Here is a 21,204-nt window from a genome sequence, read left to right as displayed (position 1 = left end):
CCCGAAGCAACAGGGTCAGCGAGAACGTTTGCGCACGCCAGCGGCCAGATCGCGGGCCAACTCCCCCACCGCCGCCACGCCGGACGCCTCGTCGGTGTCGAGCAGCAGGCGTACGAACGCCGAGCCCACGATCACCGCATCGGCGTACGAGGCCACCTCGGCGGCCTGCTCGCCGTTCGACACGCCCACGCCGACCCCCACCGGGATCGTCGAGACCGCGCGCACCCGGGCGGCCAGCTGGGGAGCCGCGGCACTGGTCGAGGTCCGCGCGCCCGTCACGCCCATCACCGACGTCGCGTAGAGGAACCCGCGGGACGCGTCCGCGGTCATCCGCAGCCGCTCGTCCGTCGTCGAGGGGGCCACCAGGAACACCCGGTCCAGGCCCGCCTCGTCGGACGCGGCGATCCACTCCGACGCCTCGTCGGGGATCAGGTCCGGGGTGATCAGTGCCGAGCCGCCGGCCGCCGCGAAGTCGTTCGCGAACCGGGACACGCCGTACCGCTCGATCGGGTTCCAGTACGTCATCAGCACCGTGCACGCGCCGGCCGACGTGATCTCCTCGGTCATCCGCAGCACGTCCGCCGAGCGGGTGCCGTTGCGCAGCGCGATCTCCGAGGCCCGCTGGATGACCGGACCGTCCATCGTCGGGTCGGAGTAGGGGAACTCGAGCTCGACGATGTCGACGCCGTTCTCGATCATCGCGCGGAGCGCCCGCAGACCGCCGTCGTACGACGGGAAGCCGACCGGCAGGCAGCCGACCAGCACGCCCCGGTTCTCCGCCTTGGCCTTCTCGAAGACCGGGGTCACGCTCACGACTGCTCCAACAGGCCGAAGTACGTCGCCGCCGTGTCCGCGTCCTTGTCGCCGCGCCCGGACAGGCAGACGATGATCGTCGCGTCCGGTCCCAGCTCCTTGGCGAGGCGCAGCGTGCCGGCGACCGCGTGCGCTGACTCGATCGCGGGGAGGATGCCCTCGGTGCGGGCGAGCAGCTGGAACGCGTCCATCGCCTCAGCGTCGGTCACCGGCTCATACGTCGCCCGCTTCGTCTCGGCGAGGTACGCGTGCTCGGGTCCGACGCCGGGATAGTCGAGCCCCGCCGAGATCGAATGGCTCTCGATCGTCTGGCCTTCGTCGTCCTGCATGAGGTACGTCCGCGCGCCGTGCAGCACGCCGACTCGGCCGAGCGTGATCGTGGCGGCGGTGCGGCCGGTCTCGACACCGTCCCCGCCGGCCTCGTACCCGACGATGCGGACGCCCTCGTCCGGGACGAACGCCGCGAACAGGCCGATCGCGTTCGAGCCGCCACCGACGCACGCGGTGACCGCGTCGGGCAGCTTGCCGTCGAGCTCGAGCACCTGGGCGCGGGCCTCGTCGCCGATGCCGCGGCAGAAGTCGCGGACCATCGCCGGGAACGGGTGCGCGCCGGCGGCGGTGCCCAACAGATAGTGCGTGTAGTCGACCGAAGCGACCCAGTCGCGCAGGGCCTCGTTGATCGCGTCCTTCAGCGTCTTGCTGCCGGAGTGCACGGGGATGACCTCGGCGCCGAGCATCTTCATGCGGGCGACGTTGAGCGCCTGCCGGCGGGTGTCCTCCTCGCCCATGTAGACGACGCATTCGAGGTCGAGGTACGCGCAGGCGGTCGCGGTGGCGACGCCGTGCTGGCCCGCGCCGGTCTCGGCGATGATGCGCTTCTTGCCCATCTTCGCGGCGAGCAGGGCTTGTCCGAGCACGTTGCGGATCTTGTGCGCGCCGGTGTGGTTGAGGTCCTCGCGCTTGAGCAGGATGCGCGCGCCGGCGACCTCGGAGAGACGGCGAGCCTCGTACAGCATGCTCGGCGTACCCGCGTAGTCGCGGAGCATCCGGTGGAACTCGGCCTGGAACTCGGCGTCCTGCTTGGACTGCGTGTACGCGAGCGTCAGCTCGTCGAGCGCGGCGATCAGTGCCTCGGGCATGAAGCGCCCGCCGAAACGTCCGAAGTGGCCGGTCGCGTCCGGGCCAGCGGATTTGCCCAGCAGATCAGTCGGATCAGTCATGGTGGCGCGTGTCGTGCCTGAGTGCGGGGTGGGCGCCGGCGGCGACCAGGTCGGCGACGGCCGCCCGCGGGTCCTTGCCCGTCACGAGGCTCTCGCCCACGAGCACGGCGTCGGCGCCGGCTCGGGCGTACTCGATCACGTCGTGCGGGCCGCGGATGCCGGACTCGGCGATCGTGACGATCTCGTCCGGAACGAGCGGGGCGAGCCGGGCGAACGCGCCGCGGTCGACCTCGAGCGTGGTGAGGTCGCGCGCGTTGATGCCGATCAGCTTCGCGCCGGCCTCGATCGCGCGGTGGACCTCGTCTTCCTTGTGGCACTCGACCAACGGGGTAAGGCCGATCGACTCGGCCCGCTCGATGAGCGAGATCAGCGCCTCCTGCTCGAGCGCCACGACGAGCAGCAGCGCGAGGTCGGCGCCGTACGCCCTGGCTTCCCAGAGCTGGTAGCTGGTGACGATGAAGTCCTTGCGCAGCACTGGGACATCGACCGCGTTGCGCACCGCGCGCAGGTCCTCGAGGCTGCCGCCGAAACGACGGCCCTCGGTCAGCACGCTGATGACGGCGGCACCGCCGGCGGCGTAGTCGGAGGCCAGTGCGGCGGGATCGGCGATCGCGGCGAGCGCTCCCTTGCTGGGGCTCGACCGCTTCACCTCGGCGATGACAGCCACTCCGTCGTCGCGGAGTTTCGGCATCGGGTCCAGCGCGTAGTCCTGCTGTCGTACCAGCGCCTTGAGGTCGTCGATCGAGACACGCGACTGCCGTTCGGCAAGATCGGCGCGAACGCCTTCGAGAATCTCGTCGAGCACGCTCACGCGGTAGATCCCTTCCTGCGCTGCCGTCGGGCTGCCCCCGGTTCGAACGTGCCCCAGCGTAACGACGCGCCGAGACGCCCCCGACACCGGCTCTTCTTGTCCTGTCCATGCAACAGGGCCCCGTGAGCGTTCACGGGGCCCTGCCTGAAGGTCGTGCGGTTGTTAGGCCTTGACGACCAGCGTGGAGATGATCTTGTCAGCGAACGTCTGCCGCTTGGCGTCCCACAGCGGGAACAGGTAACCGATGAAGCAGATGCCGTCGAGGATGTGGCAGATGTCCCGGACGAACGCCATCAGCGGACCGATCGGCTGACCGTCGGCCTCGCGGAGCAGCTTGAGCCCGAGCACCTGCTTGCCGATCGACTGGCCCGTGGTGCCCTGCTTGAACCAGCGGTTCCAGATGTTGATGCCCAGCGACACGAGCGCCAGCAGGTAGAACGCGATCTGCGCGCCACCCGACGGCGGAGCGCCCGTCGTTCCCGCCGACATCATCGAGGGGACGTAGATGAAGTACCCGATGGTCAACGGGATGTTGCCCACGAGGTAGTCGATGAGGTAGGCACCGACTCGCTGGATCCAGCTGGCGAGCATGTCCGGCGAAGGGCCGGCGGACGGCGGCGCCTGACCGTACGGCGTCTGCTGGCCGTAGGGGTTCTGCTGGGCCTCTCCGTACTGGGGAGGCGGACCTGGCTGGCCATAAGCCCCGGGCTGCCCCTGAGCTCCGGCTGGCGGTTGACCTGGCTGGCCTGGCTGACCGTAGGACGGCTGGCCATACCGACCGGGCTGGCCGGGCGGCTGGCTTTGCCCGGGAGGCTGCTGCCCGTAGGGCTGATCCGGCTGCCCGGGCCCCTGCGGGTCGGAACCCGGGGGCGGTGTCGGCGTACTCACTGCACTTCCTCCTTGATCAGGCAAGTGTCGCGAAGGCTAACGATGACCGGACCTTCCGGACACGTCCCCTCCCGGCGAGTCGCGCAAACAATAGCCACATTGCGCGGATCCGGCTCGCTCAGTTACGCCGCATGCGACCGCCTGTCGTGCGGCATCCGGCGTCCTCGTTGGGCTTCCTCGACGAGCCGGACCGCGCGGAAGAACTCGCCGCCCTACCCGCGCGTTTGGTATCGATTACTGTGGACAACGTGCCGAAAGATCGCTCCCCGGCGCTGGCCGATCACAGCGTGGCGCGGAAACTGCCGCCAGACCACACGCTGGCCGGACTCACCGTCCTCGGGTTCGGCGGAATCTGCCTCGGCGCGGTCCTCAACCTGACCTCCGGCGAGGTCGGCATCCCGTGCATCCTGCGGGCGACGACCGGTCTGGACTGCCCGGCATGCGGGACGACGCGCATGATGGCAGCGCTGCTGCGGGGCGACGTCGGCGCGGCTCTGCACTTCAACGCTCCGGTGCTGGTCGGTTCGGTCGTCCTCTCCTACCTCTGGTTGTCGTGGGTGCTGGAGCGGTTCGGGCTGGTCCGGTTGTGGCGGCCCAAGCTGCCGGCGCGAGTCCAGCGGCTGGTGTATCCGGCGATCATCGTGCTCGCGATCACGTTCATGGTGGTGCGCAACCTGCCGTTCGCGCCGTTTTCGGCGCTGTACGTCTGAGGATCCGATCTGGTAGGCAGTCAGCCATGACTGCTGTCGTACGTATCGGTGTGGTCGGAGCGGGCGCGATCTTCCGGGACCGGCACGCGCCGGGATTCGCGAAGGTACCTGGCGTTCAGCTCGAGGCGGTTGTCAACTCGTCGTTGACATCGAGCGAGCGGGCACGGGAGGAGTTCGGCTTCGCCCGGGCGCTCGGGTCCTGGCGCGAGCTGGTGGCAGATCCGTCGATCGACGCGGTGCTGATCGGCACCTGGCCGTACCTGCACAAGCCGGTCTTCCTTGCCTCGTTGGACGCGGGGAAGCACGTGCTCACGCAGGCTCGGCTGGCGATGGACGCCGTCGAGGGTCGGGAGATGCTCGCGGCTTCGCTCGCGCGGCCGGATCTGACCACGATGGTGGTGCCGTCGCCGATGTCGTTGTGGGCCGATGCCTGCGTACGGCGGCTGCTCGTCGAGGGCGCTCTCGGGTCGCTGCGGCTGGTGCGGGTGTTCTCCGGCGGCGGTTCGGGCGACGTGGCGCTGCGGCAGCAGTGGCGGCGGGACCGGCGGTTGTCGGGCAACAACGTGATGTCGTTGGGGATCCTGTACGAGGCTCTGGCGCGCTGGTTCGGCCACGCCACCTGGGTGCAGGCGGCGGAGCAGATCATCGACCCGGGCGGCCCGGACGGACCCGCGGACGTTCCGGACCTGGTGTCGATCACGGCGTCGTTGCCGGGTGGGGCTCAGCTGACGTTGGACCTGAGCCCGCACGCGCGCTTCGGCGAGGGCAACGGCGCGTGGCTGTACGGCTCGTCGGGGACGCTGCATGTGGATCTCGACGCGCGGCGGCTGACGTTGCACCGCCAAGGGGTCTCGCCGGAGGTCGTCACGCCGCTTCCCGAGGAGGTGGCCGAGTGGCAGGTCGAGCAGGAGTTCGTCGGGGCGATCCGCGGTGAGAACGCCGTGCGGTTGACGGACGTTCCGACGGCGTTGCGGTACATGGAGTTCACCGACGCCGTACGGAGGTCGGCGGCTTCCGGCTCGCGGGAACGGGTGGCGGCCGTCTGATGGTCGCCTTCGCCAGTTCGCTGGAGGGGCTCGACGAGGCGTTCGCCTGGGCGCGGGACCGGGCGCTGGCGTGGGTGCAGACCGGCTCGCCTGGGGTGCTGCCGAGCTACTGGGCCGGTATGGTCGACCGGCCGATGTTCTACTCGCGCGACGTCGCGCACCAGGCGCTGGGCGCTCATCTGCTCGGCCTGGATGAGGAGAACTTCGTGATGCTGCGGCACTTCGCGGCCTCGGCTACTGCTGCTCGCAAGTACTACCCGTTGTGGGCGTTCCTGTTCGACGGCACTCCGGCGGAGCTGGACTACAGGTCCGACGAGTCGTTCGTCCGCGAGACGCCGGCGGCTTTCGAGATCGCGGAGAAGGCGCTGTCCCTCTACCGGTGGACGGGTGACGTCCGGTACGCCACCGATCCCGCCTTCGCCTCGTACTTCGAGCATCTCTTCGACTTCGTCGCGTTGCACGACGTCCAAGGTCTGGGCCTCGCGGGCGAGTTGCAGACCGCCGACATCTTCGCCGGGAGTCCGACGTACAACGAGCATGCTGGCCTGCCCGACTTGCAGATCGCGGCCGACGGGGTGGCTTCGCAGTGGGCGGCGATGCGTTCTCTTGCTGACGTTCTCGGGTCCGCGCGGGCGGCCGCTGAGGCGGATCGGGTACTGGCGCTGTTCGAGTCGCGCTGGTGGGATGCCGAGGCCGAGCACTATATCGTGGGGCTGACGAAGGACGGCGGCCGCGCGAGAGGCTTCTCGTCGGAGGCGTCGTGGTTCCCGATGGTGAAGCGGATGCCGTTGGAGCCTTCGCGGTTGGCTTCGCACGTCGCCCAGCTGATGGACTTCGTACGCGACACTCCCCCGCGGTTCGTGGAGTCGGCGAGCTACCTGCCGGAGGTGTTCCTCGGCGCGGGGTTCGACGCGGAAGGCCTGCACTGGTTGCGATATCTCGCCGACACGCGGTCGGACTATCCGGAGATCTCCTACGTCGTGGTGGCTGGGCTGGTCGTCGGGCTGACGGGCCTCGAGCCGCGCGACGACGGCGTGGTCACGCGGGCGCACATTCCTGACGACGCGTGGGTCTCGGCTTCGGACGTGCCGGTGAGGGACGCGGTGGTGTCGATCCGGCATGACGGCGAGGTCGCCTCGACGCTGACGTCCTCGGTGCCGCTGCGGTGGGAGGCGCGCTTCGGCAACGGGTCCGTTCAGGTCGTCGACGTGCCCGCCGGGACGCCCGTTCGGCTCACGGCTTGACGCGTCGCCCTTCCTGTTCGGTGTGCTCCTGGAGCTGTCCGATCACGACGTTGAGGTCGTAGTCGACGTGGATGCTGTCGCCGTCTCCGTCGATGCGGCACGTGTACGTGGCGCGGTACGGCGTCTCGAGGAACCGTACGGTGAGCACGAGCGCGCCGTCCCGCCAGGCATAGCTGGCGACGACCTCGTCGCCGGTCCACTTGTCAGGGGTAGCTGTGACGGCGAATCGGTCGCCCTTGAAGTGGACCTCGGCCCCGACGGTGTCGCCGATCGTCAACGTGGCAAGGCCGTTGAGGGTTTCGTCGAACTCGTACGTTCCGGCTTGGGTCACCTGACCGTCGCCGGTGGGCGGCGTCAGCTCGAGCCTGGTCAGCTTGTCGCGCAGCTTGCCGGTGGTGGCCTCGTTCGGCGGGAGCGGCTCGTTCGGTAGCTGGTCCGGGAGTGCTTCCCAGATCGCGTTGAGGACCGCCTGCATGTCGAACGTGGCCGAGGTCGCGGCGATGACGATGTCGAGGTCGGGCAGCACGATGCAGTACTGGCCGAACGCGCCGTCGCCGCGGTAGCCGCGCCGGGCCATCCAGAACTGGAAGCCGTAGCCCTGCTTCCAGTCGGGGTTGTCCTGGTTGTCGTTCGGGACCTGCTTGCTGGTGGCCTGGGTGACCCAGTCCTGGGGCAGGACGCTTCCGTCGTTCGCGATGAGGAGGCTGCCGAACTTCGCGATGCTCTCGGTGGTGAGGCTGAGCCCGAACCCGCCGAGCGTGACGCCCTCGGGCGAGGTCGGCCAGTCCGCCTCGGTGGCGCCGATCTTGTCGAACAGGCGCGGGGTGAGGAAGTCGAGCAGCGTGCTGCCGGTGATGTGCTGGACGAGCGCGGAGCAGACGTACGTGGCGGCGGTGTTGTAGAGGAAGTGCGTACCGGGCGCCTTGTCGACGGGGTGGTCGAAGAACGCCTTCAGCCAGCTGTCCTCGCGGCCGCGGAGCATGACCGGCTCACCGACGTGGCCGGTCGTCATCGTGAGCAGGTCGCGTACCCGCATCGCCTTGAGGTTGTCGCTCGTCTGCTCGGGGAGATGCTCGGGGAAGTAGTCGACGATCTTGTCGTCCAGGCTGACCTTGCCGTCGGCGACGAGGTAGCCGACGCCCATGGAGGTGAAACTCTTGGAGAGCGAGTAGAGCTCGTGCCTGCGCTCCGCCGAGTACGGCGCCCACCATCCCTCGGCCAGCACGTGCCCGTGCCTGAGGATCATGAGGCTGTGGAGCTCCTGCTCGTTCTCGTCGAGCTTGGTGACGAGGTCGAGGAGGAGCTCGGAGTCAACGCCCTGCGCCTCGGGCGCGCTGCGCGGAAGATCGACGACCATGCCGCCAACCTACGTCGCGGCACCTGGATCGAGGGTGGGGATGACGGTCTCGGCCATCCCGCCGCTTCGGACTGCGCTCCCCTGCCACTCCGCCCAGCCCCACCGCTCGAGGCATCTGGCCCAGCGATCCGGCTCAGTTGGCCGACAACCCATCCCCTTCACCGTCGCCCCCTTGGGGGCGGCTGCTCTCCTGCTCTTCCTGTTGCTTTACCCAGCCCTGCTTGGGTAAGCAGCTCATCGGGGCTGTTGCGGCGGTCGATGGTGGTGGCCGGTCCACCCCCGGAAACAGTGTCCCGGGGGAGGTTCCTTCTTGCTGGGGTTTGTTGCCGTGTTGAGGTCGGCTGTGGAGCTATCGCGCAAGCACCGCCACGAGCTGGTCGATTGCCCAGTCGAGGTCTGCTGGCTCGATGACCAGCGGTGGGGCCAGTCTGATCGTTGAGCCGTGGGTGTCCTTGGCCAGCACTCCTCGTTCTGCCAAGGCCGCGCAGACTTCGCGGCCCGTTCCCAATGCTGGGTCGATGTCGATGCCTGCCCAGAGGCCTACTCCGCGCACTCCATGCAACCCGCGGCCTACGAGTGACTGCAGCCGGCCGTGCATCAGGGCGCCCAGTTCGCGGGCCCTCGCCTGGTACGTGCCGTCGGCCAGCAACCGTACGACCGACAGCCCGACCGCGCAGGCCAGGGGGTTGCCGCCGAAGGTCGAGCCGTGCTGGCCCGGCTTCACCACGCCCAGCACGTCCGGCGAGCCCACGACCGCCGACACCGGCACGACGCCGCCGCCCAGGGCCTTACCCAGCAGCATCAGGTCGGGCTTCACGCCGAAGTGTTCGCAGGCGAACGTCCGACCCGTACGGCCCAGGCCCGACTGGATCTCGTCGGCGATGAACAACGCCCCATGTTCACTGCACAGCCGCCGCACGTCGGCCAGGTACTCCGCGGGCGGCACGAGGACTCCGGCCTCGCCCTGGATCGGCTCGATCAGCACCGCGACCGTCGTCGCGTCCATCGCCGCGGCCAGTGCGGCTGAGTCGCCGTACGGAACGATCTTGAAGCCCGGCGTGTACGGACCGTACGAATCCCGGGCGTCCGGGTCGTCGGAGAAGCTCACGATGGTCGTCGTCCGGCCGTGGAAGTTCCCCGACATGACGATGATCGTCGCCTCGCCGTCCGGCACGCCCTTGACCTCGTACCCCCACTTGCGCGCGAGCTTCAGCCCGGTCTCGACCGCCTCGGCGCCGGTGTTCATCGGCAGCACCATGACCTCGTCCGAGGCCAGCGCCGGCGCGGCCAACGCGGCCAGCTCCTGCATGAACGGGCCGAACTGGTCGTGGTGGAACGCCCGCGACGTCAACGTCAGCCGATCCAGTTGCGAGTGTGCGGCGGCGAGGATCTTCGGGTGGCGGTGGCCGAAGTTCAGCGCCGAGTAGCCCGCGAGGCAGTCGAGGTAACGACGCCCATCGACGTCGGTGACCCATGCGCCGTCAGCGGCGGAGACGACGACGGGCAGCGGGTGGTAGTTGTGCGCCGCGTACCGTTCCGCCAGCTCGATGTGGTGCTCGGCAAGGGACTCGTGCAGTGCGGTCATGGCGACTCCCTCGTGTCTTAGGAACGGATCTCCAAGGTGCAGCACTTCGGGCCGCCGCCGGCCTTGCGCAGCTCGGACAGGTCGACCGGAACGGGCTCGTACCCGCGCTCGGTGAGCTGGCCGATGAGGCCGGTCGCCTGCTCCGGCAGCACGACGCGGCGTCCGTCGGAGACCGCGTTCAGGCCGAGCACGACGGCGTCGTCATCGGAGGCGAGAACGGCGTCCGGGAACAGCCGACGCAGAACGTCCAAGCTCTGTGGGGCAAACGCCTTCGGGTAGTACGCGACGTTGTCGCTGTCGAGCACGGACAGCGCGGTGTCGAGGTGGTAGAAGCGCGGGTCGACGAGGTGCAGCGTGACAACCTCGCGGTCGAGGAACGCGGCCAGCTCGGCGTGCGCGGCGACGTCTGTCCGGAAGCCCGTTCCCGCCAGCATCTTGTCGCCGATCGTGAGCAGGTCGCCCTCGCCCTCGACGGTCGCGGTCGGCATGACCAGGTCGGTGACGCCGAGCTTGTCGGCGTTCTCCTTGAACCAGGCGAGATACGCCTCACCCTCGGCAGCGCGCTCGGCGTACCGGAACCGCGCACCGAACACCTTGCCGTCGACGACGGTGGCTCCGTTCGCGGCGAAGACCATGTCGGGGAGTCCGTCGACCGGGTCGATCAGGCTGACCTCGTGGCCGAGCTCGAGGTAGGTGCGGCGGAGGTTCTCCCACTGCGCGATCGCCTTGCCGGCGTCGGCGGGGTCCTCGGGATGCATCCACGGGTTGATCGCGTACTCGACGGTGAAGTACGTCGGTCGGCACATCAAGTAGTGGCGCCGCGAACCGATGCGCGGGGCGCTCGGGGCGACGTTCGTTCTCGCTTGGGTGGACACATCTCCTCCAGGAGCTCGAGGGGACTCTCGTTACTTCGAAGAGTAGAGAGCGGAGACGATGGATCCAATGCGGCGATCATGCGTTCCAGGGCGCATTCGTTGCGCGAGAACGGTACCTCGCGGCGAATCGTTGCGTCTGTGACCTAGCTCTCAGCCGGCGAGGCGTAGCCGGGTCTGTCCAGCAACTGGGAGAGCACGAGGACGCTCTTCGTCCGGATCACGTACGGTTCGGCGCCGATGCGCTCGAGGACGCTCTCGAAGTGCTTCATGTCGGCCGCCAGCAGGTGCACGATCGCGTCGGCGTCGCCGGTCACGGTGTACGCGGTGACGACCTCGGGGAACTTGGCGACGCCGGCCTTGATCGTGGTCGGGGAGGTCTTGCCCTGGCAATAGAGCTCGACGTACGCCTCGGTGGTCCAGCCAAGCGCTCTCGGGTCGACCTTGGCGGTGAAGCCGGTGATCGCGCCGTTCTGCCTCAGCTTGTCGACGCGGCGCTTGACCGCGGGCGCGGACAGGCCGACCTTCGCCCCGATCTCGGCGAAGCTGGCCCGCCCGTCGTCGAGCAGACAGGCGACGATGCGTTCGTCCAGCGGATCCAGGCGCATGAACCGATCATGCACCTGCGAGGCTGCCGAGCATGGGATTGGCGGTGTTGGTGACGGCGTCCGCGCCCAGGCGCGGCGGCGTCGGAGACGATGTGGGCGCTGCTCGCGCACGCTCCCTCCGGCGCGGTGCTGGAGAGCTCCTGGCGCACCGACGTTCGTTCGCTCGTGGCTGCCGGGTTGGCACGGGCGGGCGTCGGATGGCCGGTCGAGGTGTGGTGTGACGTGCCGCCGGAGGTGGCGTGGCAGCGGTACGTCGAGCGCTGGCCGTCCGTTCATCCGATCCACGGCGCGCTGATGACCACCGACGAGTGGGCTGCGATGGTCGCCCATGGCGAACCGCTCGGACTCGGGCCGGTGATCCGCGTCGACACCACGCGACCGGTCGACGTCGCGGCACTGGCCGCCACGGTCCGGGCATAGACGACCGCTCAGAACGGTGGCGGGTCCGGGTCGGTGAGTTGAGCTGGTTCGACGATGTAGTCGGTCCCGTGGGGGTCGGTCCACTCGAAGTGGCCGGGCTCGGGCTGGCGCATGGTCCAGGTGCCGGACTGTTTGACCTGGTCGTGGTGGGCGCAGAGGGCTCCGGCGTTGCAGGCGCAGGTCGGGCCGTTGTCGGCGTGGTTGGTGGTGTGGTCTCCGCGGCAGACCATGGCCGGGTGCCGGCAGTTCGGGAACCGGCAGCTGCCGTCGCGGATCTTGACGTGCTCGTCGAGCAGTCCACGGAAGTAGCGGGTGGAGACCCGACCGGTGTGCACGACCTGCCCGGTGACCGGGTCGGTGGCGGCCCAGCAGGCGGTCGCGTCGGGGTCACCGGCGAGCTTGCCGGTCAGTTGGCGTGCGATCTCGGTGATCACCGGCCCGTACCCGGCGAGCGTCGCCGGCCGGGTGCCCAGGTCCAGCAGGGTGGTGATCGGCGCGGTCAACACCAGCTTCGGGCCGTTCCGCCGCCGCCCCTCGACCGTGACGTCGGGAACCTCGGTGAGCGGGCTGACGGTGGTGGCGGTGGTGGCTTCGTCGAGGGGCTTGCCACGCAGCATCGCCGAGGCGAGGTCGGCACGCAACTGTGGGCGGCTCCGTTCATCGCCCATCGCCTTCCGCGTGTCCACACACGACCGCAGATACGCCTCCGCCTCAGCCACCTCATCCACCGGCAACCCGTACACCCGGATCGTCGCCGTCGAGTCCTCGTCCGGGAAGAAGTCCACACCCCGATCCGCGACCCGCCGCTCGTGCCGCTCCCGAGCAGCGTCGGGATTGATCCGCACCACCTGCGACGCCACCTCGGCACGCAACCACCCGGTCGTACGCGTCTCCGCCCGCCCCAGTACGGCGTTCTCGACCTTCTGCCGATCCAACGGATCCGCCAACACCGCCACCCCGGCAGCCAGAACCTTCGCCTTCGCCAAGTCGATCCGCCCCGAAGCCAACGCCGCCCGCGTCCCCGGCAAGTCGATCAGCTGCGCCGCCAAACCCGCGAACGTCTCCCCCGCGTACCGAGTCCACGACAACGTCGCGGCGACGACGTCTCCGATGAACGGATCCCACCGCTCCGTCCGTCGCGGCGGCCCGTCGTCCGGGCCTGGCGCGGTGTGCGCCAATGCCTCCACATCAGCCAACGACTCCGAGTCCAACCACGCCATGAACCGCTTCCGCGCCCGCAGCCGATCCTCCAACTCGGCACCGCTGCAGTCCGCGCGATCCTTCCCACACACCGCCGCCAACTGCGGCGCCTCGGGCGAGGTCAGAGTGTCGAACATGCTGTTGATTCTACAGCATGAATCACGTCAATGCCCAACAAAACAAGGGCTATCTCGCGCCGAAACAGATTCCGGCCGCCGGCGTCGCCTCAGACTGCCGAGGTGTGGGATCCCGGCTTCCTGGAGGGGAGCACTGTCCAATTTGCCATGTCTATAAGGGGAAAACAAGACTTGATCTTCCCTCCCGCACACCGGACACTCGGTCACTATGGTGTGGGATCCACTTGGCACGATTGGCAATGTTCTCTGGCTCAGCGGCGCGCAGTGGGCGGGAAAGTCCACGGTGGCTCGCATTCTCGCCCGGCGGCACGGGATCACCGCGTATCACTGCGACTTCGCGAACGCGCACGGGCATCAGGACCGCAAGCTCGCCGGACAGGTGCGGAACGGCGAGCAGCCGCACGACTTCGACCCCGAACAGCACTGGGTACGCAGCACGCCGGAAGAGATGGCGGCCAGCGTGCTCACCGGTTTCCAACGCGGCTTCGACTGGGTGCTCGACGACCTCCGCGCCCTCGTCTCCGGCCGCCCGATCCTCGCCGAGGGCTGGGCACTCCGTCCCGAGCTCGTCGCGCCCATCGTGGACGACCGGCGGCGGATGCTCGTGATGGTGCCATCGGAGGAGTTTCGCCAGCACCAGTTGAAGAATCTCCCCCGCGCTGGCGAGCTGAAGCTCGGACTCAGCGATCCCGAGCTCGGTCAGCACAACCGCCTCGCCCGCGACCGCCTGGTCGCCGAGGACGTCGTCGCCGAGGCACGGGCATACGGGATCCGCGTTCTCGAGGTGAGCGGAACGAGGGACGCAGAAGAGATCGCCAACGACGTCGAGGACCACTTCGCGCCGTACCTCGCCGGTGCGGTCCTCGTCGGCGGCATCACCGCTTGACCTGGAGCGCGCTCCAGAACCTACGGTCACCCGATGACCGAATCCCCAGTCACCCTGATCACCGGAGGCTCCAGCGGCATCGGCCTGGCGGCCGCGCGACAGTTGCTCGCAAATGGGCAGCGCGTCGTTCTCTTCGCCAGGAACGTGGACCGCCTCGCGAGCGCAGCGAAGGCGCTCGACTCAGCTGACGACCTGTTCACGTACGCCGGCGACGCCTCGGACTGGAACGATGTCCGGGGCGTCGTCGCGGCCACCACAGACCGCTTCGGGCGGCTCGACAACGCGGTCGCGAACGCCGGGTACGCCACCCACGACGGGCTGGACGACGGCGACTCGGAGGGCTGGCGGCACATGGTCCTCACCAACGTCCTCGGGCCAGCCCTGCTGGTGAAGGCAGCGTTGCCCGCGCTGCGCGAGAGCAAGGGCCGCATCGTCTTCGTCGGGAGCGTCGCCGGGCACCTCAACACGGCCGGCAACATCTACGGCGCGACCAAGTGGGCGGTCACCGGCCTGGCCGAGAACACCCGGCTGATGGTGACGAACGACGGCATCGGCGTCACGCTCGTCTCCCCCGGCATGGTCGAGACGGACTTCTTCGCACCCGTCGGCGGACCACCGCCGGACCGGACCCGGCTGACGGCCGACCAGCTCGCCGCGTCGATCGTCTGGGCGATCGAGCAACCGGCCGGCGTCGACGTCAACACGATGATCGTGCGGCCGGTCGGCTCGCCTCGTTAGCGCGTGGTCAGGAGGGTGATCGCGACGACGAGCAGCGGGACCGCGACCGCGATGCCGATGATGACGAGGATGCCGCGGCCGCCGGGGCGTTTCAGTTCGCCGTAGCCGGCGGCGCCGCGGCTGTAGATCGTGTACGGGGCCGCGTACGAGAACGTCACCGGCGCCCAGGACGAGGTGTCGACGTCGATCTCGGCCTTGCCGACCTTGATGCCGAAGTACAGCGAGTACAGCTTCGCGCGGTACCGGCCGGGCGGCACCGTGACCTCGTTCACGGCGTCCGACCGCAGCTGGAAGCGCAGGTCGTTGTCGAAGTCGACCATGATCGGGCACGACGACCAGCGGATCTGGACGCCGTTCGACGCGTGGATCGTCACCGGGACGCCCGGTGGCTGTGGGGTGCCGGTCATGCCGGTCAGGCGTTCTCCACCCGCTCGCGGAGCTCGGCTGGGTCGTGCGACGGCGTACGTGCCGAGCCGAGGCCCATCGACGACATCACGCCGATGGCGACGGCGCCGAGCACGAACAGCACCGCGCCGGCGACGATCAGCCAGAGCAGTTCCAGGACGAAGCCGAGCCCGATGACCACGGACGCGACCAGCATGATGATCACACCGGTCCAGGCCGCCGGGCTGTGACCGTGGTGACTATTCGCCATCGGTGACCTTCCTCCACGCGAACGCTACGCAAGACATTCTGGACCACGACTCACACCGTCGGGTCCTCACCCCGATCAAGGGCGCGCCACGTGTCGTCCTCGCCCGAACGAGTCTGGCTGGAAGGGCGGTCATAACGCGACGACATCCCCGGCCACCGCCCGCCGCGCAGAACGGTGAGCAGCCCGCCCAGGAGCACCAGCACCCCACCCGCGACGGACACCCACGGCCAGGCCGTCGGCCCCCAGGGCTGCGGGTCCGCGGCGATGCCAGGATCGGTGTCGACCGCCACCCAGCCCCAGCCCCACACACTCATCCACACCAATCCCGCGCCCGCCAGGACCACGAGGACGCCGACGACCCGTCGAGCGACACCGCGAGTCGCGAACACCGCCACGAGTCCGGCCAGCCCCACGAGGGCGAGCGCGAAGGCGCCCGACGACATCGTGCGGCCCGTCGCACCCTGCACCGGCACTCCCGCGCTCAGCCACACCTGCGTCGATGCGAGCAGCGCGAGCGCCGAGCCGACGAGGACGAGCCCGATCCCGACGAGCAGCTCGCGGCGGGGCGCCATCACTGCTCCACGAACGTCTCGGCCACCGTGATCGCCCGCAACGCCGCGGCGGCCTTGTTCCGGGTCTCCTCGTCCTCCGCCTCCGGGTCGGAGTCCGCCACGATCCCACCGCCCGCCTGCACGTACGCCACCCCGTCCCGTAGCAACGCCGTACGAATGGCGATCGCCGCGTCCAGGTCGCCGGCGAAGTCCGCGTACCCCACGACCCCGCCGTACAAGCCCCGCCGGGTCGGCTCGAGCGCCTCGATGATCTCCATCGCCCGCGGCTTCGGCGCCCCCGACAACGTTCCCGCCGGGAAGCAGGCACAAAGCGCGTCGAACGCCGTCCACTCCGGCGCCAGCTTGCCGACGACCGTCGACTCCAGGTGCATCACGTGGCTGTACCGGCGCACGGTCATGAAGTCGATGACCTCCACCGACCCCGGCTGGCAGACCCGGCCGAGGTCGTTGCGCCCGAGGTCGACGAGCATCAGGTGCTCGGCGCGCTCCTTCTCGTCGCCGAGCAGCTCCACCTCGAGCTCGTGGTCCCGCTCCGGCGTCGCCCCGCGCGGCCGCGTCCCAGCGATCGGGTGGGTCATCGCGCGCTCCCCCGTCACCGTGACGAGCGCCTCCGGACTGCAGCCGACGATGTCGAAGTCGTCGTACCGCAGCAGATACATGTACGGCGACGGGTTCGACAGCCGCAGTACGCGATAGACGTCGAACGCCTTCGCCGTCGTACGCCGCTCGAACCGCTGCGAGACGACGATCTGGAACGCCTCGCCCGCGCGGATCTCCTCCTTGGCCTTCTCGACCGCCTCCATGTGCTGCTCCATCGAACGGCACCGGTCGTACTCCAGCGGAGCCGACAGATCGGCGGTCACCACCGACGACGGCGTCGGCATCGCCAGCGCTTTCGCCATCACGTCGAGCCGCGACACCGCGTCGGCGTACGCCTCGTCGACGCGCTCGTCGGAGTCGTCCCAGTTGATCGCGTTCGCGATCAGCAGCACGGTGCCGTCGACGTGGTCGACGACCGCGAGGTCGCTCGCGAGCATCATCGACAACTCGGGCACCTTGAGATCGTCAACCGCCTTGGTGGGAAGGCGTTCCAGCCTCCGGACGGCGTCGTACCCGATGTACCCGACCAGTCCACCGGTCAGCGGCGGCAGGTCCGGGAAGCGCGGCGTGTGCAGCCGCGCCAAGGTCTCCTTGACAGCCTGCAAGGGGTCGCCGCCCGAGGGGAGCCCGACCGGCGGCGTCCCCAGCCAGTGCGCGACGCCGTCGCGTTCGGTCAGCGTGGCTTCGGACCGTACGCCGATGAACGAGGACCGCCCCCAGACGCCGTGCTCGGCCGACTCGAACAGGAACGTGCCCGGCTCGTCGCGCGCCAGCTTCGCGTACACGCCGAGCGGCGTCTCGCCGTCCGCGAGCAGCCGGCGCGTCACCGGGATCACCCGCCGGTCGCGGGCGAACTCGCGGAACTCCTCCAGCGTCGGCGTGATCTGACCGAGCGGGCTCATGACGCGCTCCCCATCACGGCCGAGAGATCGTCGGCGTCGAAGCAGGTGCGGTCGCCGGTGTGGCAGGCCGGACCTTCCTGGTCGACCTTGACCAACAGCGTGTCGCCGTCGCAGTCGAGGCGAACGTCCTTCACCCATTGCCGGTTGCCCGAGGTTTCGCCCTTCACCCAGTAGTCCTGCCGGCTCCGGCTCCAGAACGTCGAGCGCCCGGTGGTCAGCGTGCGATGGAGTGCCTCGTCGTCCATCCAACCGACCATGAGGACTTCTCCGCTGTCGTACTGCTGGACCACGGCCACGACGAGGCCGTTCGCGTCGCGCTTCAGGCGCGCCGCGATGGCCGGGTCGAGCCCGCTCTTCGTGATGGGCATGTCACCCATTCTCCCCGCCGGACATGATGGTGCGGTGACGAGGGCGACCCTGGGGTCCTATATCGAGCTGGCGCGGCGGCCGTACGACGGGCTGATCGGGCTCTACCGGCGGCACGGACCCGTGGTCGAGGTGGGCGGCGGGCCGTTCCGCTACACGTACCTGCTGGGGCCGGAGGCGAACCAGTTCGTGTTCGCGAACTCCGACCTGTTCCGGTGGCGGGAGGCGTTCGAGTTCCTCGTTCCGGTCGACGGCGAGACGGCGCTGATCGTGTCCGACGGACCTGAGCACAAGCGCCGGCGGCGGCTGGTGCAGCCCGCTTTCCACGGCCGGCAGATCGCCTCGTACGTGGACACGTTCCACCGGAACGCCGACCTCACGATCTCCGCGTGGCGGCCCGGCTCGGTGATCAACGTGTACGACGAGCTCCGGCGGACCATCCGGCGCGGCACGATCGAACTGCTCTTCGGCTCCCGGCTCGCTGCCGACGAGGTCTATCTCGGGCAGCGGCTGCAGGTCGTTCTCGCGCTGCTCGACCAGTCGCCCGTGCAGCGCGCGTTCACCGAGCGCTTGGGCCTGCCGTCCTGGCGCCGGTCGCTGGCGGCGAAGGCGGAGGTGGACGCGCGGGTCTATGAGGAGATCGAGTACCGCCGTTCGCATCCCTCCTCCGCCGCATCCGACGTTCTGTCCACGCTGATCGAGGCTGTCGACGAGGACGGCTCCGGGCTGAGTGACGAGGAGATCCGGGACCAGGTGATCAGCCTGATCGCGGCGGGCTACGAGACCACGAGCGCGGCGATGGCGTGGCTCGTCGCCGAGGTCGTGCGCAACCCGGGGCTGTGGGACGACGCCGCGGGACTGCCGTACGACGTGCCGCCGATCGCGCACCTGGTCTCCGAGGCGCTGCGCCTGCATCCGCCGGCGGCGCTGTCGGCACGGTACGCGGCTGCCGACTTCGAGCTCGACGGCCAGCTCGTCCGCGCGGGGACGTTGGTGCTGATCAGCCCGTACGTGACGCACCGGCTCGCGGAGATCTGGCCAGACCCGGTGCCGTACGACCCTTCGCGGTGGGACCCCGCTGCCGCTGGGTACCGGAAGTCGGCGCCGCACGAGTTCCTGCCGTTCGGCGGCGGCCCGCATCGGTGCATCGGGGCGACGTTCGCGATGACCGAGCTGCAGGTGATTCTCGCCGCTCTGCTGCGCCGGACCGTGCTCGTTCCGGAGCCGCAGGAGGTGCGGCCGGTGTCGTACGCGGCGATGCGCCCGCGCGGCGGCGTCCGGGTCAGGGTGCAGTCCGTCGGCGGCGACTCGTAGGCCGTGTCTGCCAAAGATCGCCTGCCGCGCGACACCTCGCATCCCGCCTGGCCGCGGTCCAGTTCGTCACCCATAGGACCAACTATGAATTCCTCCTGCACCACGCCCAGCCGGGCGCGCTCTGTGAATTTCCTTGGGGCCGCGCGCCATCGCGCGGAGCGCGATGACCGGCGCTATTTGCCAGACACGGCCTAGTCTGCAGGTCGTGACGTCGGAGCCGGTGCCTCGCCGGGTGATCACGTGGCCGCGGGCTGTCTTCGTCGCGGGCGCTGTGGCGTTGGCGTACATCGGGTCGGGGCTGCCGTCGCACGACTGGACGTCGCTGGTGGCCGTGGCACTCCCGGCGGTCGGCATCCTGGTGCTGGCTCTGCTGCGGCCGGTCCCGGTGAAGCCGGTGCGCGAGCCGCGCGTCCGGCGTGCGGTGCTGGCCTGGGCGCTGCTGCTCGTCGTCGCGGTGATCTGGGAGGCGTGGGCCTTCTTCGGACAGTCGGCCTGGAACGCCGCGAACCCGGCACATCCGACGTTGTCCACCCTGATCGACCCGCTGCTGGAGTACCGCGCGGTGCGCTTCGCCGGCTGGCTCGCGTGGCTGTGGGTGGGGCGGAAGCTGGTGGGGCGATGACGTTGCGCACGCTGACCGTCGTGGTGTTCATCCTGATGGGAACGATTGCAGTCGTGCTCGTCGTCCTGCCCTACCTCCGCCGCGGCGCCCTCGCCCCCGCGGGCGAGACCTTCACCCGCCTCACCCGCACCCGCCCAGCCCGCTTGGCCTTCGTCCTCGTCTGGGCCTGGCTCGGCTGGCACTTCCTCGCCCGCTAAGCCGCGGTCTGACGTCGTTCAGTCGTTCTGATCGTTCACGACGCAGAAGTGATTGCCGTCGGGATCGGTGAGCACGACATGGGTGGCGTCCTCGGGGAGGTCCCAGTCGACCGGGCTGGCACCCAGCGCGATGAGCCGCTCGACCGCTGCGCGCTGGTCGGCGCTGTTGGTGACGTTCAGGTCGAGATGGGACCTGTCACCGTCGTCGAGGTTGAGCCGAGGGCGTCGGCCATCCTTCGACGCCAGCACAGCCAGGCCGTCGTCGAGTTGAAGCAGCTCATACCCCAACGCTTGGCCCCAGAACTCCGCAGCACGCTCACAGTCCGAGACATGCAGCACGACGTTCTGGAGCGCCACCACAGGGCTGACAGATTCGGTCATCGACTGCCTCCGAGCATTGGTCGAGCAAAACGGTTGGCCCCGACGATAAGTCGCACCACCGACAGCCCACCGAGCTCCCGTCCGGGTGCAGCCTCAGCTCGGTTCGGCAAGTCGCGCTCGAACAGGAACCCGACCGCTGACCTCGTCGTCAGGACGGTGGGTTCAGAGGTGGTGCTCGACCCAGAGGTTCTCCTCCTCGTAGACCACCGAGTCGTTCTCGCGGTCCACGCGGACCAGGTTGAGCGCCTCCGGTACGACGTAGTCGCCGCTCTCTGGGAACGGCAGGTCCGCCCAGGTCTCCCACTCGGCCACGGTCCCCGTGATCACCATCGACCGGGGCGCCGTGCCGACGATGCGCGCACCCATGCGCTGGTGGGTGCGGATCCAGGGGTCGATGCTCAACCCGTCCGTGCGCTGCCAGGTGGCGTAGCGCGCCATCGGGACCGTCGGGTACCGGCTCTTCCAGGTGGGCCGGATCGGGGCGAAGACGGCGGTCAGACCGGCGTCGCGGGCGCGGTTCGTGAGGTGCCTCAGCACCTCCTCGGCGAGTCCGCGCTTGTCGTAGTCGCGGTGGACCGCTGCCGCCATGAAGCTGAACGCCGTCGGTGGGGTGCCCGCCTCGTGGCCGTCGATCGCGCGCACCAGCGCACCGTCGTACCCGTCGGGCAGGTCGTCGGTGCGACCGTCGTACGCGAACGGCACGCCCCACCCGCCGGCCGCGACGCGGCCGTCGTCGAGGACGAGGATCTGGTACTCCGGGAAGTACTGCTCCGCCCGATCGACGTAGGCGCGCGAGATCGGGTCGTGGAAGATGAACTCCGGCCACCGCTCCCGAAAGGCCGCAGAGGCTTCCTCGTCCAGATCGGCCCGCGTGCTCGCCGTCACGCACCCCAGCGCCATGCCGAAATCCTGTCATCCGGCTGACCGAGCCAGGCAACCATGACTGAGCAAAGGTGAGCTGGCCGGAGCCGGACTTCACACTGTGAACGCTCAGCAATACTTGACGTGACCACCCCGCTGACGCTTTCGTGAGGCCGTTCGGCCCACAAGGCCGCGAGTG

25 protein-coding genes are annotated in these 21,204 nt (G+C 69.3%); 9 read left to right on the top strand and 16 right to left on the bottom strand.

Annotation, left to right across the window (positions count from 1 at the left end; translation table 11 throughout):
- Positions 1 to 15 precede the first annotated feature (15 nt).
- The 4 genes from trpA to JOD67_RS20790 form a co-directional block, all read right to left on the bottom strand.
- The gene (gene trpA / locus JOD67_RS20805) at positions 16 to 813 is read right to left on the bottom strand and encodes a tryptophan synthase subunit alpha (RefSeq protein WP_205119262.1); all 798 of its coding nucleotides are present in this window, start codon (positions 811 to 813) and stop codon (positions 16 to 18) included.
- A complete protein-coding gene (gene trpB / locus JOD67_RS20800) occupies positions 810 to 2,033 on the bottom strand; it encodes a tryptophan synthase subunit beta (protein ID WP_205119261.1) in 1,224 nt (407 codons plus the stop codon). The genes trpA and trpB overlap by 4 nt, the downstream gene beginning before the upstream one ends.
- Positions 2,026 to 2,844 carry an indole-3-glycerol phosphate synthase TrpC gene (gene trpC, locus JOD67_RS20795; protein WP_205119260.1) on the bottom strand — a complete coding sequence of 273 codons (819 nt, stop codon included), beginning with the start codon at positions 2,842 to 2,844 and terminating at the stop codon, positions 2,026 to 2,028. Before trpC ends, trpB begins: the two co-directional genes overlap by 8 nt.
- Positions 2,845 to 3,006: 162 nt before the next feature.
- Entirely contained in the window at positions 3,007 to 3,435 is a 429-nt protein-coding gene (locus JOD67_RS20790) for an RDD family protein (protein ID WP_205119259.1), read from the bottom strand.
- A gap of 428 nt (positions 3,436 to 3,863) precedes the next feature.
- Between JOD67_RS20790 and JOD67_RS20785 the strand changes: the two genes are divergently transcribed.
- The 3 genes from JOD67_RS20785 to JOD67_RS20775 are packed head-to-tail and all read left to right on the top strand — an operon-like array spanning position 3,864 to position 6,732.
- Positions 3,864 to 4,442: a DUF2752 domain-containing protein gene (locus JOD67_RS20785; RefSeq protein WP_205119258.1), complete on the top strand. Its 579-nt coding sequence runs from the start codon at positions 3,864 to 3,866 to the stop codon at positions 4,440 to 4,442.
- Between the two features lie 26 nt (positions 4,443 to 4,468).
- Positions 4,469 to 5,488, top strand: a complete 1,020-nt coding sequence (locus JOD67_RS20780) for a Gfo/Idh/MocA family protein (protein ID WP_205119257.1) — start codon at positions 4,469 to 4,471, stop codon at positions 5,486 to 5,488.
- Positions 5,488 to 6,732, top strand: a complete 1,245-nt coding sequence (locus JOD67_RS20775; protein ID WP_205119256.1) for a hypothetical protein — start codon at positions 5,488 to 5,490, stop codon at positions 6,730 to 6,732. Before JOD67_RS20780 ends, JOD67_RS20775 begins: the two co-directional genes overlap by 1 nt.
- Here JOD67_RS20775 and JOD67_RS20770 read toward each other — a convergent pair.
- From JOD67_RS20770 to JOD67_RS20755, 4 genes are all read right to left on the bottom strand, one after another.
- On the bottom strand, positions 6,722 to 8,089 hold the full coding sequence (locus JOD67_RS20770; protein WP_205119255.1) for a serine hydrolase domain-containing protein: 1,368 nt from the start codon (positions 8,087 to 8,089) through the stop codon (positions 6,722 to 6,724). The two genes, JOD67_RS20775 and JOD67_RS20770, sit on opposite strands and share 11 nt — an antisense overlap.
- Before the next feature lie 349 nt (positions 8,090 to 8,438).
- A complete protein-coding gene (rocD, locus tag JOD67_RS20765) occupies positions 8,439 to 9,674 on the bottom strand; it encodes an ornithine--oxo-acid transaminase (protein ID WP_205119254.1) in 1,236 nt (411 codons plus the stop codon).
- A 17-nt stretch (positions 9,675 to 9,691) separates the two neighbouring features.
- Positions 9,692 to 10,549 carry a dimethylargininase gene (gene ddaH / locus JOD67_RS20760; RefSeq protein WP_307782479.1) on the bottom strand — a complete coding sequence of 286 codons (858 nt, stop codon included), beginning with the start codon at positions 10,547 to 10,549 and terminating at the stop codon, positions 9,692 to 9,694.
- Between the two features lie 143 nt (positions 10,550 to 10,692).
- On the bottom strand, positions 10,693 to 11,154 hold the full coding sequence (locus tag JOD67_RS20755) for an Lrp/AsnC family transcriptional regulator (protein ID WP_205119253.1): 462 nt from the start codon (positions 11,152 to 11,154) through the stop codon (positions 10,693 to 10,695).
- Positions 11,155 to 11,244: 90 nt separating this feature from the next.
- On the opposite strand from JOD67_RS20755, the gene JOD67_RS20750 reads away from it, so the two are divergent.
- The gene (locus tag JOD67_RS20750) at positions 11,245 to 11,574 is read left to right on the top strand and encodes a P-loop nucleotide/nucleoside kinase family protein (protein WP_205119252.1); all 330 of its coding nucleotides are present in this window, start codon (positions 11,245 to 11,247) and stop codon (positions 11,572 to 11,574) included.
- Positions 11,575 to 11,582: 8 nt separating this feature from the next.
- Here JOD67_RS20750 and JOD67_RS20745 read toward each other — a convergent pair whose 3' ends face one another.
- Positions 11,583 to 12,911: a DUF222 domain-containing protein gene (locus JOD67_RS20745; RefSeq protein ID WP_205119251.1), complete on the bottom strand. Its 1,329-nt coding sequence runs from the start codon at positions 12,909 to 12,911 to the stop codon at positions 11,583 to 11,585.
- Between the two features lie 283 nt (positions 12,912 to 13,194).
- Between JOD67_RS20745 and JOD67_RS20740 the strand changes: the two genes are divergently transcribed.
- Together JOD67_RS20740 and JOD67_RS20735 are read left to right on the top strand one after the other, a co-directional pair.
- Positions 13,195 to 13,797, top strand: coding sequence for a hypothetical protein (locus JOD67_RS20740; RefSeq protein WP_307782478.1), 603 nt, complete (start codon positions 13,195 to 13,197; stop codon positions 13,795 to 13,797).
- A gap of 33 nt (positions 13,798 to 13,830) precedes the next feature.
- Positions 13,831 to 14,535: an SDR family oxidoreductase gene (locus JOD67_RS20735; protein WP_205119249.1), complete on the top strand. Its 705-nt coding sequence runs from the start codon at positions 13,831 to 13,833 to the stop codon at positions 14,533 to 14,535.
- Here JOD67_RS20735 and JOD67_RS20730 read toward each other — a convergent pair.
- Genes JOD67_RS20730 through hisI form a run of 5 tightly spaced genes read right to left on the bottom strand, consistent with a single transcriptional unit; the run spans position 14,532 to position 17,632 of the window.
- Positions 14,532 to 14,942, bottom strand: coding sequence for a hypothetical protein (locus JOD67_RS20730; protein ID WP_205119248.1), 411 nt, complete (start codon positions 14,940 to 14,942; stop codon positions 14,532 to 14,534). The genes JOD67_RS20735 and JOD67_RS20730 overlap by 4 nt on opposite strands.
- 5 nt (positions 14,943 to 14,947) lie before the next feature.
- Positions 14,948 to 15,190 carry an HGxxPAAW family protein gene (locus JOD67_RS20725; RefSeq protein ID WP_205119247.1) on the bottom strand — a complete coding sequence of 81 codons (243 nt, stop codon included), beginning with the start codon at positions 15,188 to 15,190 and terminating at the stop codon, positions 14,948 to 14,950.
- 50 nt (positions 15,191 to 15,240) lie between these two features.
- Entirely contained in the window at positions 15,241 to 15,762 is a 522-nt protein-coding gene (locus tag JOD67_RS20720; RefSeq protein WP_205119246.1) for a Trp biosynthesis-associated membrane protein, read from the bottom strand.
- A complete protein-coding gene (locus JOD67_RS20715) occupies positions 15,762 to 17,264 on the bottom strand; it encodes an anthranilate synthase component I (RefSeq protein WP_205119245.1) in 1,503 nt (500 codons plus the stop codon). The genes JOD67_RS20720 and JOD67_RS20715 overlap by 1 nt, the downstream gene beginning before the upstream one ends.
- Positions 17,261 to 17,632, bottom strand: a complete 372-nt coding sequence (gene hisI, locus JOD67_RS20710; protein WP_205119244.1) for a phosphoribosyl-AMP cyclohydrolase — start codon at positions 17,630 to 17,632, stop codon at positions 17,261 to 17,263. Before hisI ends, JOD67_RS20715 begins: the two co-directional genes overlap by 4 nt.
- Before the next feature lie 34 nt (positions 17,633 to 17,666).
- Between hisI and JOD67_RS20705 the strand changes: the two genes are divergently transcribed.
- The 3 genes from JOD67_RS20705 (at position 17,667) to JOD67_RS20695 (ending at position 19,763) form a co-directional block, all read left to right on the top strand.
- Entirely contained in the window at positions 17,667 to 18,944 is a 1,278-nt protein-coding gene (locus JOD67_RS20705) for a cytochrome P450 (protein WP_205119243.1), read from the top strand.
- Positions 18,945 to 19,149: 205 nt separating this feature from the next.
- Positions 19,150 to 19,566 (top strand): hypothetical protein, encoded by a 417-nt coding sequence (locus JOD67_RS20700; protein ID WP_205119242.1) that lies wholly within the window; start codon positions 19,150 to 19,152, stop codon positions 19,564 to 19,566.
- Positions 19,563 to 19,763 (top strand): DUF6186 family protein, encoded by a 201-nt coding sequence (locus tag JOD67_RS20695; protein WP_205119241.1) that lies wholly within the window; start codon positions 19,563 to 19,565, stop codon positions 19,761 to 19,763. The genes JOD67_RS20700 and JOD67_RS20695 overlap by 4 nt, the downstream gene beginning before the upstream one ends.
- An 18-nt stretch (positions 19,764 to 19,781) precedes the next feature.
- Here the strand turns inward: JOD67_RS20695 and JOD67_RS20690 are convergent, their stop codons facing one another.
- The gene (locus tag JOD67_RS20690) at positions 19,782 to 20,144 is read right to left on the bottom strand and encodes a VOC family protein (protein WP_239553946.1); all 363 of its coding nucleotides are present in this window, start codon (positions 20,142 to 20,144) and stop codon (positions 19,782 to 19,784) included.
- Between the two features lie 162 nt (positions 20,145 to 20,306).
- On the bottom strand, positions 20,307 to 21,044 hold the full coding sequence (locus JOD67_RS20685; RefSeq protein WP_205119240.1) for a GNAT family N-acetyltransferase: 738 nt from the start codon (positions 21,042 to 21,044) through the stop codon (positions 20,307 to 20,309).
- Positions 21,045 to 21,204 lie beyond the last annotated feature (160 nt).

The organism is Tenggerimyces flavus, from assembly GCF_016907715.1.
GTDB lineage: Bacteria > Actinomycetota > Actinomycetes > Propionibacteriales > Actinopolymorphaceae > Tenggerimyces > Tenggerimyces flavus.
Note: the sequence above shows the minus strand (reverse complement) of the source record. Positions and strands in the feature narration are given on the sequence as shown.

What these genes read in the sequence shown, in the direction of transcription:
- JOD67_RS20750 (WP_205119252.1), top strand. Translation starts at nt 11,245, where the DNA reads ATGTGGGCGCTGCTCGCGCACGCTCCCTCCGGCGCGGTGCTGGAGAGC.
- JOD67_RS20715 (WP_205119245.1), bottom strand. Translation starts at nt 17,264, where the DNA reads ATGAGCCCGCTCGGTCAGATCACGCCGACGCTGGAGGAGTTCCGCGAG.
- hisI (WP_205119244.1), bottom strand. Translation starts at nt 17,632, where the DNA reads ATGCCCATCACGAAGAGCGGGCTCGACCCGGCCATCGCGGCGCGCCTG.
- JOD67_RS20735 (WP_205119249.1), top strand. Translation starts at nt 13,831, where the DNA reads ATGACCGAATCCCCAGTCACCCTGATCACCGGAGGCTCCAGCGGCATC.
- JOD67_RS20770 (WP_205119255.1), bottom strand. Translation starts at nt 8,089, where the DNA reads ATGGTCGTCGATCTTCCGCGCAGCGCGCCCGAGGCGCAGGGCGTTGAC.
- JOD67_RS20755 (WP_205119253.1), bottom strand. Translation starts at nt 11,154, where the DNA reads ATGCGCCTGGATCCGCTGGACGAACGCATCGTCGCCTGTCTGCTCGAC.
- JOD67_RS20725 (WP_205119247.1), bottom strand. Translation starts at nt 15,190, where the DNA reads ATGGCGAATAGTCACCACGGTCACAGCCCGGCGGCCTGGACCGGTGTG.
- JOD67_RS20730 (WP_205119248.1), bottom strand. Translation starts at nt 14,942, where the DNA reads ATGACCGGCACCCCACAGCCACCGGGCGTCCCGGTGACGATCCACGCG.
- JOD67_RS20775 (WP_205119256.1), top strand. Translation starts at nt 5,488, where the DNA reads ATGGTCGCCTTCGCCAGTTCGCTGGAGGGGCTCGACGAGGCGTTCGCC.
- JOD67_RS20780 (WP_205119257.1), top strand. Translation starts at nt 4,469, where the DNA reads ATGACTGCTGTCGTACGTATCGGTGTGGTCGGAGCGGGCGCGATCTTC.
- JOD67_RS20790 (WP_205119259.1), bottom strand. Translation starts at nt 3,435, where the DNA reads ATGCTCGCCAGCTGGATCCAGCGAGTCGGTGCCTACCTCATCGACTAC.
- rocD (WP_205119254.1), bottom strand. Translation starts at nt 9,674, where the DNA reads ATGACCGCACTGCACGAGTCCCTTGCCGAGCACCACATCGAGCTGGCG.
- JOD67_RS20690 (WP_239553946.1), bottom strand. Translation starts at nt 20,144, where the DNA reads ATGACCGAATCTGTCAGCCCTGTGGTGGCGCTCCAGAACGTCGTGCTG.
- JOD67_RS20685 (WP_205119240.1), bottom strand. Translation starts at nt 21,044, where the DNA reads ATGGCGCTGGGGTGCGTGACGGCGAGCACGCGGGCCGATCTGGACGAG.
- JOD67_RS20720 (WP_205119246.1), bottom strand. Translation starts at nt 15,762, where the DNA reads ATGGCGCCCCGCCGCGAGCTGCTCGTCGGGATCGGGCTCGTCCTCGTC.
- JOD67_RS20745 (WP_205119251.1), bottom strand. Translation starts at nt 12,911, where the DNA reads ATGTTCGACACTCTGACCTCGCCCGAGGCGCCGCAGTTGGCGGCGGTG.
- trpB (WP_205119261.1), bottom strand. Translation starts at nt 2,033, where the DNA reads ATGACTGATCCGACTGATCTGCTGGGCAAATCCGCTGGCCCGGACGCG.
- JOD67_RS20695 (WP_205119241.1), top strand. Translation starts at nt 19,563, where the DNA reads ATGACGTTGCGCACGCTGACCGTCGTGGTGTTCATCCTGATGGGAACG.
- JOD67_RS20785 (WP_205119258.1), top strand. Translation starts at nt 3,864, where the DNA reads ATGCGACCGCCTGTCGTGCGGCATCCGGCGTCCTCGTTGGGCTTCCTC.